Raw genomic sequence first — 16074 nt, 5'->3', positions numbered from 1 at the left:
TGTAACTAAGATAAGGATTTTGTATCTTTGCCATTCTCAAATAAAAAAAATCTTATGAAAGAATATAATATACTCTTTGTCTGTCTCGGAAATATCTGCCGCTCTCCCGCCGCCGAAGGCATCCTCAAAAGAATGGTCAGGGAACAGGGACTGCAAGATAAAATATCTGTCGATTCGGCAGGGACATCTGGCTACCACGATGGCGACCTGCCTGACCACCGGATGCGACAACACGGTGCACGCAGGGGCTATAAGTTCGATTCGCTGTCACGCAGGTTCACAAGCCTCGATTTTGACCGGTTTGATGTCATACTGGCTATGGACGACAGCAACTACCATAACATCATGCGCCTTGCTCCTGATCTGGAATCGGAAAAGAAAGTGTACCGCATGGTAGATTTTTCGAAACGATTCGGTCACGACCATATCCCCGACCCTTATTATTCGGGTGCCGATGGCTTCGAGCTAGTCCTCAATCTACTGGAAGACGCATGTGAAGGATTACTGGATAGACTGAAGAAAAACGAACTGTAATCAGTTTACCTTATCTATCTCCCCTCCTTCAAAAAAGTTAATTATATTCTTTGCTACTTCCTGCTCCATATCCAGGCGGGCAGCATATGTCTTTGTTCCGGCATGAGGGGAAAGGACTACGTTGTCCAATCCGATAAGTTCCTGCGGAATTTTCGGTTCGTTCTCGTACACATCCAGTCCGGCAGCATATATTTCCCCCTCCTGTAAGGCCTTAGCCAGAGCCTGAGCATCTACCAGTTGCCCACGGGCAGTATTGATAAGAATAGCGGAACTCTTCATCTTTTTAAATTCTTGTTCTCCCATCAGGTGATAAGTTTCGGCTGTTGCAGGTGCATTCAGAGATATTACATCAGCTTCCCGTAGCAATGTATCGAAATCTACATACGCCGCGCCGTACTTCTCTTCCACCTCTTTAGGCAAGGCATGCCTGTTGCAATAGATTATTTTCATTCCCGAGGCCACCGCACGGCGGGCTATCGCCTGTCCGATACGTCCCATACCATATATGCCGAGCGTCTGCCCATAAATGGGCATACCCAAATCACCATAGAGGCTCCAGTCGAGACGCACACCATTATGCAACTTATGATTGTAATAGGCCACCTTGCGGGCAGTTGCCATTATCAGGGCAAAGCACAACTCCGCTGTCGGCTCCAGTACCGATTGGGGAGTGTTGGTCACCGTAATGCCTTTTGTGGCTGCGTAAGCGGTATCTATGTTGTTATATCCCACTCCGTAATTGGCTATCAGTTGCAGTTTTTTACCTGCATCTATCATTTCTTCATCGGTCTGGAAGGAAAAATTAGGGACGAAAGCTTCCGCGTCTGCTATCTGTTCCAGTATTTCTGTCCTCGTAAACAATTGTTTTTCGGGATATATAACTTCATACTTTCCTTCGAGGGAAGCAAATCCTTCTCTTACGAAATTATGCCCCATCAATATCTTTTTCATACTGTTACCTTTTTATAAGATTCCTTTATCTATGAGCATTTCCCGTACTTTCACCCAATCCACATACGCCCTGTCGGACTCAGGATCATCCGTAATCAGCGGGCAACCCAGATTGGCATCGTCTATATAGAGATGCCCGTAAGCTTTTGGCGAAGAAGTCCAGAATCGCTGTGTAGGATTTTTCTGTATGCCATATAATGGGATATTGTTATCGGCAAACCATTGTACTGCTTCGGTCAGTACATTCTCTTCTACCACGACCTCCTGACCGTCCACTTTCTTTTTTTTCTTACGGTCGCTGCGCATTGAGAAAAGGATCAGTTTGTGGCCTTTTTCCGTCAGTTCCTTCAGGACAGGCACTGCTCCTATATCTTTCCCTATTTTGGGGAATTCGTGCGATACGCATGTACCGTCAAAATCCAGACATATATCCATAATTGTATTTTTATATTTATTGTTATGTAATAATTTGCTCTTTAGTTATGAGTTAACCGATGTACAAATGAGGGAAAACCTGTAGATCGTATCTCTCACAAAACCTGACAAAGTTGACACTTTTTACACTTTTCCATTTGAATTACTTTTATTCACAGGACTTTGTATCTTTCTCTTTATTTTACATCTAAAAGATGGTACTCGCAAAGATGCAAAGGCGCAAAAAGGTAACAAAAGTAACACTCTGTGCAATTAGTAGTAAACTACAACCAACTTTGTCATGCTGAGTGAAGCATCCCGTAAATAAAAAGACTCCGTGCTACTCCGTTTACTCTGTGGTTAAAAATAAAAGGTAACAAAAGTAACACCTTTTCGCTATTTTCTCATATCGTAATTATTCCGGCTGGTAACACGCTTGTTATCCGCATTGTATAGATAAAATTATACAAATAAAGTAACACTTGATTTTAAATATCAGGGCGCGTTACTATTTGATAGTTTTATTCAAACGTCATACGGTACACATTTGTTTCCTTCTGTGTGAAATTCAAAGACTGATAAAGCTTATTGGCCGCTATGCGTGAAGGGCTAGATGTCAACATTAATGAATCGGCGCCTAACGATTCTGAAAAACCTATAGCATGCTCTACAAGTAATCTGCCTAAACCTTGCCCGCGATACGAACCATCAACTACTACATCTTCAATCCATGCCTTTGCCCCTGTCGGGCTTTTATATATGCCAACAGTAAGCATTCCGGCAATATTCCCATCATCCGTAATAAAGAACAGATGACTATTGGCGGAAGCCAGCAGCTCCCTATAATATGATTCCGTCAAATGAACCGTGCCGGAAGATATTAATGTCCCGGTAAGTTTCTGTACAGCCTTAAAACCTTCTTGTGTAAACTCCCTGATCTCTGAAATTTCCATAATCGAATAATAATCGAGACTGATGAGAAAGCCTGATTTCCATCGCCCAGTTAATTTATAAAAAACAGAAACCCAGACTGTAAAGCCCGAGTTTCCTATATTCTAAACATGACAGAACAAACTTACTTGTTGTCTATCTTTTCTGTAGTACCTTTTATATCATCTTCGAGGCCGTTTACCCCATCTTTGAAGTTTTTGATACCTTTTCCGATACCTTTCATAAGTTCAGGAATTTTCTTTCCTCCGAATAATAATAAAACAACGATGGCAATGATAATAATCTCCCCGGTTCCAAGGTTGCCTAGAAATAATAATGTGTTCATCTGGTTTATCTCAATTATATTTACTTATTAAATAATTAGTTCACTAAAGTAGTCAGAATAATATTATTCCAGTCATTTTTTTGCATTTTTTATATTCAAATCGCGTCAAATCTCAGATTAGCCTCGTTTAACCCACCAACCTGCTGCCATAATTTAATAAAGAAGTGACAACCACCCGGGATTGCCACTTCTCCCACCTGTTTACTATTTAATTATTCTTTTGATAACGCAATGTTTGATTCGGTTTCGATATAGACGGTGCAACAGACTCGTCGGACGTACCCCAGTCTTTGTTCGGATTGCTTCCCAAAACGAACTTTATATCAGCCCCGTTCTTTATATCGTCATAGGTAATATAAGTTTTGTTATATTCCTTTCCGTTGAGAGTCATAGACTGGATATAGACATTCTGCTTGCTGTAATTCTCTGTAGTCATAGATATTTTCTTCCCGTTACCGAGAGTCATTTCTACCGCTTCGAGCCCCGGGGAACCAATAGCATAGATATTGCTCGACGGACAAGTGGGATAGAAGCCTATACAGTTGAAGATATACCATGCCGACATCTGTCCGCAATCATCATTCCCGCTTAACGCATCAGGCTTGTTTCCGTAGAAGGTATCCAGTACATAACGTATCTTCTCCTGTCCTTTCCACGGCTGTTTCACATAATTGTATAGATACAGTATCTGATGACAAGGCTCGTTGCCATGCCAATATGCCCCAATACGCCCCTGTATATCGTGCGCTCCCGGAATATCATCCGGTAGTTCCATTGTGAACATGGAATCGAGACGCTGGGCGAATATCTCATTCCCTCCCATTTCATTGATATATCCCTGTACATCCTGAGGTACATACCATGTGTACTGATAAGTGAACCCTTCGGTAATATCACCCCAACCGTGTACCGATCCCGGCCCGGTGTAAGCGACCGCATCGAAAGGTGTACGCCATTCTCCATGAGAGTCGCGCCCCCGCATAAATCCGGATTCCGGATCTATAAGGTTCTGATAAGCAAGCGAACGGTTCAGGAAGTATTTGTAGTCTTCTTCTTTTCCTAATTTCTTTGCGGCCATAGCGATACAATAATCATCATAGGCATATTCCAGTGTCTTGGAAACCGATTCCCGTTCTTTATCGAATGGTACCCATCCCATCGCTGTATATTCGGGCAGGCAATCGTAGTTAGGATTCATTGCTGTCGTTTTCATCGCCTGATAAGCACGTTCGTAGTCGAATCCTTTCACATCTTTCACAATGGCATCCGAAATAGCAGATACGGCATGATAACCAATCATACACCATGTTTCATTTCCATAGAAAGACCATATAGGCAGCATACGTTCCACACTCTGGTCGTAATGCGCCAGCATGGAGTTCACCATATCGGCATTACGTTCCGGGTTAATCAGGTTAAGTAATGGATGGTGTGCCCGGTATGTATCCCATAATGAGAATACAGTATAATTGGTGAACTTTTCGGCCTGATGTATATTCGAGTCATGCCCCCTGTATTTATTATCTGCATCCTGATATATAAAAGGATGTAACGACGCGTGATAAACCGAAGTATAGAATGTCTCCAATTGTTCTTTTGTCCCTTTTACCTTAAACTTACCTAACTCTTTAGCCCAAAGAGTCTCGCCCTTCTTTTTAAGGCTTTCGAAATTTTGCCCTTCCAGCTCTTTCAGGTTGGTATATGCCCCTGATGTTCCGGTAGAAGAGATCGCTACTTTTACCTCAATTTCGGCTCCATTACCAGCTTCAAAATCGAGCCATCCCATGATCTTATTTCCATAGGCAACACGATCACTGCGGAAACGCTTCGTATCATATATTACGGGGTTCCCATCCTGCATGATACCCGAACGGACAAATGGTTTGGAAAAACGGGCTACGAAGTAAACATAACGTTCGGGCCCCCAGCCATTCACAAGTTTAAATCCACAGATAGTAGAATCGTTTTCTATACGGAGTTGCGACCATGCCGTTTTGAACCATTGTACATGGTCCATGTCCAGCATCACAAAGGCACTGTCTGTCTTAGGAAAAGTGAACTTGAATATCCCCGAACGGATACCGGAGGTCATCTCCGCCTTCACATCATAATCCAGCAAGTCGACTCCGTAGTAGTTTGGAGAAGCCCATTCCCTGTCGTGGCTATAACGTGAACGGTAACCCTCATCGGGATTTTCGTGTGTTCCCGGCGTAAACTTCTTTTCCCCTGTGCCCGGAATGAAAAGGAAGTCTCCGAGATCGGGAATCCCCGTTCCGCTCAGATGGGTAAGGCTGAAACCCATAATGGTCATATGATTATATTTATAACCGGAAGCGGCATCATAATAATCTTTATCTGTATCGGGACTTATCTGTATTCCCCCGAAAGGTATCTGCGAGCCGGGATATACATTCCCAAACCCGGATGTACCTACAAAAGGATTTACATAAGCATTGAGGGACAGGTCTGCCGATTCGTCCGCAATCTGAGTTTTTTCCTTACATGACGAGACCAGCAATAAGGCCGAGAGAAGAAGCCCTAAGGGCAATTTACTTTTCATATTATTTTTTTTAACGTGTAGTTTTTATCTTTCGTTATATACTCCAAATTCGGTAATAACCGGAGGTTTACTGAATTCGTCTATTTGTATACGGACTTTATCGGCCCGTACTTTACTAAATCTATGTACTTTTATTATATCATTGTTTTCACCGGATAAAAGGGGCATCCACTTATTATTGTGAAAATACTCAATCCGGTATTTACTAAAGTTACTTTCCCCCCTCTGAGCAATGGTAATTAAATTGAATTCCTGCTCTGTGTTATCCAGAATGATTTCGAGCCAGGGCTTTTTTACTGCCCTGTTAGACTCCCACGCAGAACGGAAACTATCGTCATTGGCAAAATCCATAATATTCATATCATTGCTCCAACTGGCATTTGTCTTCTTATTCTTTGCAATATTCTTAGAAATAACGGGGGCAGGATAAGCCGGCAGTTTAGCGACAGGTCCTTTATTTTTCCATAGTTTTCCTATCTTTCTGAAAGCCTCGACCGCATTAGCATCTATTAGTCCGTCGCGGTTAGGCGCTGCATTCAGGATAAAATTACAATAAACCTCATTCATAGGGATGATATTGTCGTTAACAAGCATTTCAGGCGATTTCACCGGAGTTGTGGGAAAATCAGGTTTCCAGAACCAAGCCGAATTGATGGGCAGGCAGGATAATGCGGGAAGTTTATTGCTCTCTTTCGAAATATGTTGCCCTGCGCCCTGCTCATAGGACTTAATGTCCGTATAATATAAAACCTCTGCCGGATACTTCGCAGCATTCAAATCCATAACAAGGCAATCCGGCTGTAAAGACTTTATCAGGGAATAAATATCTTCAAATGGAACTTCATCATATGAAATACGTGACCAGGGAGCATCCCATCCGTCGATAATCAGCGCCTTTATCTCTCCATAGCTAGTCAATAGCTCGGTCAATTGGGCTTTTATCATATCTATATGCTTCGGCGTAATCCATCCCGGACGGAGTCTATGATGCGTATCGAGAATAGAATAATAAAGCATTACATTTAAGCCCTGTGCACGGAAAGCATCCGCATATTCTTTCACCACATCTCTCCTGAAAGGGCTGTTCATCACACTGTAATCGGTAGTTTTCGTATCCCATATGCAAAATCCGCTATGATGCTTGGTAGTTAAACATCCGTATGTCATATTGGCTTCTTTGGCTGTCTTTGCCCACTGGTTACAATCCAGTTTCGCAGGATTGAATATAGCCGGAGATGCGTCGGGATCAGCCCAATCATCCTCCATAAATGTCGGTATATTGAAATGGATAAACATCCCGAACCTCAGATCTACAAACTCCTGCTGAAGTTGCACCAACGATTTTCCTGCCTGAGCCATAACAGACAATGACAGAGACACCAGGAGAACCAGAGTGTATAATTTCTTCATAATAATACGTTTTTAGATGTCTATCTTGACAATGAATATGGCCTATCTTCTTCGCTGAATATTCTTTTCTTATTAGGAGTAGCAGCCATCTCAAATGTAAGTTCCGCACCGTTCTTTATGTCGTCATATGTGATATATGCCTTTGTATAAGGCTTTCCATTCAGTTTAACCGATTTCACATAACGCATCTTGTCACTTACCTTATCTGCTTTTATCTCCAGATACTTTCCATCGCCCACTTTCACTTTCATGTAAGGAAAATACGGAGCGCCGAACACATATTCATTCGAGCCCGGACAAACAGGATAGAATCCCATAGCCGAGAAGATATACCATGCCGACATCTGCCCGCAATCATCATTTCCGCAAAGTCCGTCGATAGAATTACGATACATGCGGTTCATGATCTCGCGTACCCAATACTGAGTTCTCCATGGTTGTGAAGTCCATGCATACAGGTAAGCGATGTGGTGACTAGGTTCATTACCATGAACATAGTTACCCATAATACCTTCGCGGGTAACATCCTCTGTATCTTCGAAAAATTTGTCAGGCAAATGCATTGTAAACAATGAGTCGAGACGTTGCACAAACTGCTTATCGCCTCCCATCTGTTTTACTAATCCTTTTACATCGTGAGGCACATAGAAAGAATAGTTCCATGAATTGCCTTCAATAAATCCCTGATTGTGGGTATCCAGTAAGTCGAAAGGTGTTTTCCAGCTACCATCACTCATCCTTGCACGAACAAATTCCAGTTCCGGATCAAATACATTGTGATAGTTCAATGCTCTTTTCTTATAAGTATCAGTCATAGACTGATTATTCATTTTCAGAGCAGTATTGTAGATCGTCCAATCATCATACGAATATTCAAGTGTGATGGATGAGCCACTTCCACTTCTGTCGTATGGTACGTATCCCAATTTCTTATATTCGCCCGTTCCATCGTAGTAATCTACGTTCGAGCTACTTACCATTGCTTCCAAAGCTTTCTTCTTGTCTATAGCCAACCCTTTATCTATAGCATCGGCTAATACAGATACGGAATGATAACCTATCATACACCAGTTTTCATTTCCCATGTGCGACCATACAGGCAGTGCCTTGTGTACACTCTGATCGTAATGAGCCAACATAGAGTTTACAATATCCACGCTACGTTCCCTGTTAATAAGGTTGAACAGCGGATGAAGTGCCCTATAGGTATCCCACACTGAGAAAATGGTATAGTTGGTAAATCCTTTCGCCTGATGTATATTATGATCCAGACCTCGGTATTGTCCGTCCACATCCTGATAAACCGACGGATTAATCATAGTATGATAGAGCGAAGTGTAGAACATGGTCTTTTTATCACTGTCTCCCTCAACATCTATTACATTCAACTCCTTCTCCCACTTCGCAGATGCTTCTGCTACGATTTTATCGAAAGATTTACCTTTAGTTTCAGTTTCAAGGTTTTTTAATGCACCCTCTGTACTTACTCCCGACAAAGCAACTTTCATAATAAGCGGAGAGTTATCCGACCCAAATTCGAAATGAGAGACAATTTTACGCCCTGCTATTTCAGGAAAGTTCTTCTGTAGGTTGAACTTACGCCAGAATCCCGTATATTTTGGTTTTTCGCGGTCTACATAGCCATAGTTCTTTATCGGCTTCGACAAAGATATGGCGAAGTAGGTATAATTTTCCCTTGCCCAGCCATTAGTAATGCGGTATCCTGTAATCAGAGTATCGTTTTCTACACGAAGGCTTGCCCACAGCACCTTTCCATCGTAATTATATATTCCATGGGTAAGGTCGAGCAATAACTTTTGTTCTTCGTTTGCGGGATAAGTATATTTATGCACCCCTACTCTTTCGGTAGCAGTCAGTTGCGCTTTTACCTTGTAGTCATCCAATACGACTTCGTAATATCCCGGACGGGAAACTTCCGTATCGTGTGAAAAGTGTGAGCGGTAACCCGAACGGGGTTTATCAGCAACACCCGGGTTAAATTTATATTCGCCGGTAACAGGCACAATAAGTATATCTCCGAGGTCGGAGTGTCCTGTTCCGCTAAGATGTGTATGACTGAATCCGACAATGGTATTATCGTCGTGCTGGTAACCTGCACAATACTTATAGGTATCTTTCTGATATACGCCGTTTATACTATGAGGGATAGTATCCGTATCCGGGCTTAATTGGACAATACCGTGGGGAACACAAGCTCCCGGAAATGTATGTCCCATTTTCACCGTACCTATCATCGGATTGACAAAAGATACTTTTTCCTGTGCGGATACTACGCCGCTCATAAGTAAGTAAGAAAGAGTGAGTGTGCTTAACTTCATTTGTATATGTTGATTATTGTTTTTTCAAAAATTCCTGATATTCGTTCCACATACCTTCAATACTTGATTCTTGCCCAAAAACTGCTTTAATAGCCTTATCGAAACTCCACACATCCAAATCCCTTACAGTAATGTGGAATTTACGGATAGCATCAGGGTCTTTTGTTGTCAGCCATTGAAGAAAAAAGCCGGTGGTACGGTATCCATCCATCCAGTTGCCACCGGGCTTGCGTGTACTCATATCAAATAAACCGGCCTCAGCCCTTACGGCGTCGGCAATACCTTCTATACATGCCCAAAAAGTCTTATTGTTTCCATAGTTACCAATTCCTTTCGGTTCGAACTGATAGCCATGGGTCAATTCGTGATAAAGAACTCCACGAGTCTCGAAATCAAGTTTATAGAGAGATTCCTTTGCTGACTTTTCGATATGTTGAGTGCTATATACTATATTTATATTCGGAGAACTTCCGCCTTTTGCTGAAACTCCATTATAATCTTTCAATGTATAATCTATCTCTTGTACATCTACCATCGGGTCACCTGCAGTGTAATATAAAATCTCAGCCACCTTCTGAGTATGATATTTCACATATTCATCGGGATTCTGTACCAAATCGTGATAGATTTTACTGCCCCCGGTATCCGGATTCAACGATTCGAATACCACTTTCGGATATTTGAAGTTTTCCCATCCGGCTTTCATATTTTTATCGGATAAGATAACGTCAGCAATAATTACGTTTTCTTTACCCGAAGTACTGGCTTCAAGCATATATTCTTTGTATATAGCAGGCTTTTTTACTACACAAAGAATTTCCTGAAAGCGGGAGCAGAATTTCTGATCCTTCTGTTCGTCAACAACAGTCCATTTCTTTCCGTCATTGGAACCTTTCAAGACCCAGTTGGCAGGGTCGTGGGCTGGTGTCTCTCCCGAAGAATATATTTTGTAGCTCAATACGGGAGTGCTGTATGAGACTTGAAATGTCAATTTATTTTTACCCGGCGTACCTGTGTAATAGGTAGTGGGGTTGTTATCTGTAAGCTGCGGATAGTCAGCCTTTATCTCCTGACCTTGGCAAGTCAGGGTTGATATAGCAAAAGCCAGAAATAGAACTCTTTTCATTATGTTTTCGTTATAGGGGTTAGATTTGATGCAAGTATAATTATTATAGGAAAAAGGTTAATTATCCTGTTCGGCAATAAAGGTATCCTGAATACTTAAATAGGCATGTAGTGTGTTTCTCCTCTATATTATGTTGATAATTACATAGAATCGGGCTGTATATACTTTTGCTATATAAGCTAAAAGCAGATTCTGGACGCGCCATATGCTTTGATTGGTTATGATTACTTATTATTAATTCATGATCCGAAATATTCATTATAATATTTCCCACAGATAATAATAAATATTTGATGTTTCTCCTTTTTAATTAGCGGATACTCACAAAAGGTGAGTATCCGCATAAAGAATATTTTCCGGTCTTATTCATAAAGTAATGCAAAGTAGAAAAAGCGCCTTAGCACATTACAGTAAAAGACCGTAAGTAGTTATTTTAATTCCATCCCGGATTCTGGTGCCCTTGCAAAGACGGATTCGCTTGCATTTCACTCAACGGGATCGGCCATAATAAAGCATGTACAGGAATAGCACCTACTTTAATACTACCATCAGGCTTGTTCTGAATTTTAGCAGATTCCAGTGCAACCCATTTTAATTTACCTGATTGCAGCCCATCTGCTTCCGGATATAAACGTGTGCGGCGGATATCGTCCCAAATTCTGAATTCTAATGGGAATTCATGGAAACGTTCAGTTAGAATAGATTGTATCAAAGCATCTCCGGTAGCTGTCTCATTAGGTAGCCCTGCACGTTTGCGTACCTGATTAAGATAGAAACGGGCTTCACCTTCAGCATCACCTTCTTTTCCTGTACGTGCCAGACCTTCAGCTGCAATCAGCAACACTTCGGCATAGCGGAATGTCGGCATATTATAGTCTCCGTCCTTACCTCCGATTAACGATACTTCATCAAACCATGCCCAGTTTCCGACATTATTCAGCGTTCTGGTTACCACATTACCATCTTTATCTGTCCAGCTATAATCTCTGAAGAAGAATTGTTTTTCATGCCCACGGATATCATCAGCATGATAGCTATTAATTAACATGTCGCAAGGCAGGTATGCATTATACAAAACGTCACCTCCCGGTTTGAAAACTCCCCATTGGAAAGCATCTGCACCAATTGAACGGCAAGCATAAGAGTTACCTACATTGTAGCTGGTCTGGTTGTACTCTTTAGCAAATATAATTTCTTTAGATGTTTTTGTCGTTTTAATAACATTAAATGCAGAGTTAAGATCGTCGCTGCTACCATTAGCCTGTTCGAGGATGTGCTGGCCTCCTTTAACTACATTCATTGCCATATTGGCGGCTTTGGTATAGTATTCATTTCCTCCATTGAGAGGAGCTCCCGCCCATTGCAGATAGACCTGAGCTAAAAGAGTTTGCGCCATTGCCTTAGTTACATAACAACCATTATCATAGAATGCCTTGTTTGGCAACGCATCTCCTTCAATAATACTAAGCAAGTCCGCTTCTATATTTTTATACACTTGCTCTGCAGGAACACGTTCTTTGTATATACCTTCCAGAGATAGATATGGTTGGTCTACATACGGAACATCTCCAAATTCTTTTACCAGATAATAATAGCCGTATGCACGGAAAAATTTACCTTGCGCAGTAAAATTATTTATTTTGTCGCCGGTCAATACACCAGTCATTGCGGGAATATTGGCGATAACAAAGTTTGCACGGGAAATACCTTTATAAAACTCGTGCCATAGTTTCAATGCGGTAGCATCGAATGACTCTATATTAAAGTTCGAGCCTTCAGATGCATTGGTAAAGGTTCTGTCCTTACGTTTATCTACAAATAATCCGGACATGATCCCGCCCCACATAGTAGCTTTTGGAGTCCAACCTCCATCCACATCCGTGTTATTCAAATACGGAACACCTCCGAAATAAAGAGCATTCACTGCTGACTGAGCATCAGCTTCAGTCTTCCAAAATTGTCCGGCAGTTTTTTCATCCTGCGGTTTTTCTTCCAGAAAACTATCGCATGAAGTCATCAAGAGAGACAATACGATCATGCAAAAGACGGATAGATATATTTTATGTAATTTCATATGACTTTTATTTTTATGATTTTACTACAATAAATTAGAATGTTACATTAACACCGAACGTAAATGTTCTTGGACGCGGATAAGTAAAGAACTGACGATTAGTACCCCACTTGTTATCACCCAGACGAGACGAGTTATCCGGATCATATCCCAAATAATCAGATGAAGTGATAAGAAAAGCATTATTCACACTGCCATATAAGCGTAATCCCGAAAGTCCAATTTTTCTAACCATATCAGGTCTGAATGTATAACCAAGCTGGATCAGGTTAGCGCGCAGGTAAGATCCGTCTGCAACCCATGTATCATCAGCATTAGCGTTGCTACCCTGTCCAAAGTTGGCCAAACGTATAGCTTGCGCTGTACCATTAGGGTTCAGTGTAGGATGCCATGCTTCCTGATAAAGACGATCGATACCATTTGTAAGGAAACGTCCTTCAGTTGAATGGAAATATTCTTGCATAACATCTGCTCCCAATGAAAATTGTAGATCGAGAGTCAAATCAAAATTCTTATAATTGAACGTATTAATAAAAGAGCCCATCCAGTCAGGCAATCCATTACCTATAATTTCGCGTTGCTTATATGTAACCTTTTCACCGATAGTTGACGGTATATTCATTGTATTGGCATCCCAGTTGGCAGGATTGCCATCATATATACCGGCACGTTTATATCCGTAGAACGTAGAAAGTTCTTCTCCTTCGCGAATTAATATATCATAGCCAACAAAACCATCGAGAGTAATCTGACGCTTGCCGGTAACCGGATCTACAGACGAACTCTCATCCAGTTTTTCGACACGGTTTTTATTAAAGCTTAAGTTGGCAGTAGAAGTCCATTGGAAATCACGATTATCAAAAATATGCGCAGTAAGTAATAAGTCCAGTCCACGGTTAGAAACTTCGCCTACATTGTATTTTACAGATGTAAAACCGGTCGAACGAGGAAGAGGGCGATCAAGTAATAAGTCAGTTGTATATTTATAATAATATGAAGCCTCAAAATTGATCCGGTTATTGAATAAACCAAGGTCAACACCTATATCAAACTGATTTGTTTTTTCCCATTTCAGATCCGGATTAGGCATTCTATCCAGATACGAAACTATTTTCAATCCGTTGCCAATAATAGTATTCGATTGGCTTACAGTAGCTAGTGACGCATATGTTCCGATTTCAGAGTTACCTGTTACCCCAAAAGATGCATGTGGCTTTAATTTACTAATAACAGGATTGTCTTTCAAGAAGTTTTCATTAGAAGCCATCCATCCCAAACCGATTGAAGGAAAGAAGGCGTACTTGTTATTCTTCCCAAATTTAGACGAACCATCGTAACGGCCGGTAACAGTCGCCATATACTTTTCGTCAAAATTATATACTCCACGTACGAAATAAGAGTTCATTGACCATCTGTCATGATCATTGCTTACTGCCGGGCGGTCTTCGCCTTTTCCCAGATTGTAGTAACCATAAAAATCATCAATGAATTTGCTGCCTGAAGCACTGAAATATGTATAATCACGTTCTTGCCAAGACATACCCGCCATAGCATTAACATAATGCTTGCCAAGTGCCTTTTTGTAAGTCAGGTATGTTTCTTCCTGCCAATACAAAGTACTTGAAGTATTTTCAGAAGCTGAACCCGTCGAAGATTGATTAATCATCGGACGCGGAGTAAACGGAGTATAATTGCGATTACGGTTGCTTTGATAATCGATACCGAACTGTGTTTTTAGGTCCAGATCTTTTGTTATATGGAAAGTCAAAGCGGCGTTACCGAAAATCTGTGTTTTATATTGCATCGCTTCCATCCGCTTAAGTAATTCCACCGGATTACCTACACCTTCAGGACCAAATCCTTGTTTCGAACTATTTGGATTATCTTTATTTGTAGGAATAGATGTTGTTTTGATGTCATTCGTTTGAGAATACACACCGTCTAATTCAACAGGTAGAAACGGTAATTGCTCTATCATGGTACGCAATGCACCTTGTCCGTATGGATTATCGGAAGTTCTGTTTCCCCATGTATGGTTTACCAATAAATTGATACCAGTAGACAACCAACTGGTTGGTTTGTCATCATAAGCCAATTTAGCATTCAGACGTTTAAAATAAGAATTATGCAGGATACCTTGTTGGTCGGTATAGTTTATAAATGCTCCTACCGACGATTTTTCATCGCCCCGTTGGATACTAAGTTGATGATTGTGGGAAAGAGCGGTTCTGCTGGCTTCTTTTTGCCAATCTGTATTGTAGATAGGTGTTCCATCGGAGTTAAACAAACGAGGGTCTGTGAATATTTGCGACAAATCTGTCGTAAAATTCTTTCCTTGCCAAGCATTGGCATTTTCCAGACCTTGTTTAAATGCAGACATCCATTCGTAAGAATCCATAACATCCATATACCTTGCCATTGTACTAACAGAGACAGATCCATCGTAAGAAATACGGGCCTGTTTTCCTGTATTACCACCACGCTTGGTTGTTACCAATATAACACCGTTAGCTCCGCGAGCACCATAGATTGCCGCAGATGAAGCATCTTTCAGTACTTCAATAGATTCAATGTCATTCGGATTGAGGAATTGGAAATTTGACATAACCACACCATCAACCACATATAAGGGACTTGCCGAAGCATTGATTGTAGAGATACCACGGATAATAACGCGCATCTCGCCGCCAGGCTGTCCTGTATTGGAGAAGATATTTACACCGGCAGCTTTACCTTTAAGCCCTTCAAGAGCATTGAAAGACTGGTTTTTGATAATATCACTACCTTTAGCTGTAGCAATAGAACCTGTTACATCCGATTTACGCATCGTACCATACCCAACAACAACTACTTCATCCAATAGTTTAGCATCTTCAACCAACACTACATTGAGGGTAGTCTGTCCTTTCAATGCTATTTCCTGAGAAAGGAATCCTACAAGAGAAAATACAAGAGTTTGATTTCCGTCGGGAGTCCTAACAGAAAATCCCCCGTCTACATCAGTAATCGCACCGATTGTAGTTCCTTTCACTACAACACTTACACCGATCAGAGGTTCTCCATTTTGGTCTTTAACTGTACCTCTTACCGTAGTGCTATTTTGCGTAATATTATTAGTATCTTTTACGTCATTTGCAGAGTCCGAAGCAAATGAATATTGCACGAATACAAACATGAGTAGCAAAAAAAGTATCCGCCTACCATAGCTTTTGTAGTCGCATGTTGAAATTTTATCTACAAATTTTCTCATAATATAATTTTAATTAAGTTAACTGGGAATAAATACACACATTACTTAAATGAGATGAAAAACACCTCGGGTCTGAGCATCATAAATAAAGGATTAGCAGGTTCTTCATAAATAAAGATTTTAAAGGTTAATAATCAAAT

11 protein-coding genes are annotated in these 16074 nt (G+C 41.0%); 1 reads left to right on the top strand and 10 read right to left on the bottom strand.

The window, feature by feature from the left end:
• Nucleotides 1-54 precede the first annotated feature (54 nt).
• On the top strand, nt 55-534 hold the full coding sequence (locus QZL88_RS10950; protein WP_296941106.1) for a low molecular weight protein-tyrosine-phosphatase: 480 nt from the start codon (nt 55-57) through the stop codon (nt 532-534).
• On the opposite strand, the gene QZL88_RS10945 is transcribed toward QZL88_RS10950, so the two are convergent.
• From QZL88_RS10945 to QZL88_RS10900, 10 genes are all read right to left on the bottom strand, one after another.
• Nucleotides 535-1485: an NAD(P)-dependent oxidoreductase gene (locus QZL88_RS10945; protein WP_296941104.1), complete on the bottom strand. Its 951-nt coding sequence runs from the start codon at nt 1483-1485 to the stop codon at nt 535-537.
• A gap of 12 nt (nt 1486-1497) precedes the next feature.
• Nucleotides 1498-1920: a hypothetical protein gene (locus QZL88_RS10940; protein ID WP_296941101.1), complete on the bottom strand. Its 423-nt coding sequence runs from the start codon at nt 1918-1920 to the stop codon at nt 1498-1500.
• A 500-nt stretch (nt 1921-2420) separates the two neighbouring features.
• Nucleotides 2421-2852 (bottom strand): GNAT family N-acetyltransferase, encoded by a 432-nt coding sequence (locus QZL88_RS10935; RefSeq protein WP_296941099.1) that lies wholly within the window; start codon nt 2850-2852, stop codon nt 2421-2423.
• Between the two features lie 122 nt (nt 2853-2974).
• Complete coding sequence (gene tatA / locus QZL88_RS10930; protein WP_006800774.1) at nt 2975-3175, bottom strand: twin-arginine translocase TatA/TatE family subunit; 201 nt, start codon at nt 3173-3175, stop codon at nt 2975-2977.
• Between the two features lie 208 nt (nt 3176-3383).
• Nucleotides 3384-5735, bottom strand: coding sequence for a GH92 family glycosyl hydrolase (locus tag QZL88_RS10925; RefSeq protein WP_296941096.1), 2352 nt, complete (start codon nt 5733-5735; stop codon nt 3384-3386).
• Nucleotides 5736-5759: 24 nt separating this feature from the next.
• Nucleotides 5760-7145, bottom strand: a complete 1386-nt coding sequence (locus QZL88_RS10920; RefSeq protein ID WP_296941094.1) for an alpha-L-fucosidase — start codon at nt 7143-7145, stop codon at nt 5760-5762.
• A 20-nt stretch (nt 7146-7165) separates the two neighbouring features.
• Entirely contained in the window at nt 7166-9448 is a 2283-nt protein-coding gene (locus QZL88_RS10915) for a GH92 family glycosyl hydrolase (protein ID WP_296945058.1), read from the bottom strand.
• A 49-nt stretch (nt 9449-9497) separates the two neighbouring features.
• A complete protein-coding gene (locus tag QZL88_RS10910) occupies nt 9498-10610 on the bottom strand; it encodes a basic secretory protein-like protein (protein ID WP_296941092.1) in 1113 nt (370 codons plus the stop codon).
• Between the two features lie 433 nt (nt 10611-11043).
• Nucleotides 11044-12684, bottom strand: a complete 1641-nt coding sequence (locus tag QZL88_RS10905; protein WP_296941090.1) for a RagB/SusD family nutrient uptake outer membrane protein — start codon at nt 12682-12684, stop codon at nt 11044-11046.
• 34 nt (nt 12685-12718) lie between these two features.
• Nucleotides 12719-15934: a TonB-dependent receptor gene (locus tag QZL88_RS10900; RefSeq protein WP_296941088.1), complete on the bottom strand. Its 3216-nt coding sequence runs from the start codon at nt 15932-15934 to the stop codon at nt 12719-12721.
• Between the last annotated feature and the right edge of the window lie 140 nt (nt 15935-16074).

Origin of the sequence: uncultured Dysgonomonas sp., assembly GCF_900079725.1 — a bacterium.
Taxonomy (GTDB): domain Bacteria; phylum Bacteroidota; class Bacteroidia; order Bacteroidales; family Dysgonomonadaceae; genus Dysgonomonas.
Note: the sequence above shows the minus strand (reverse complement) of the source record. Positions and strands in the feature narration are given on the sequence as shown.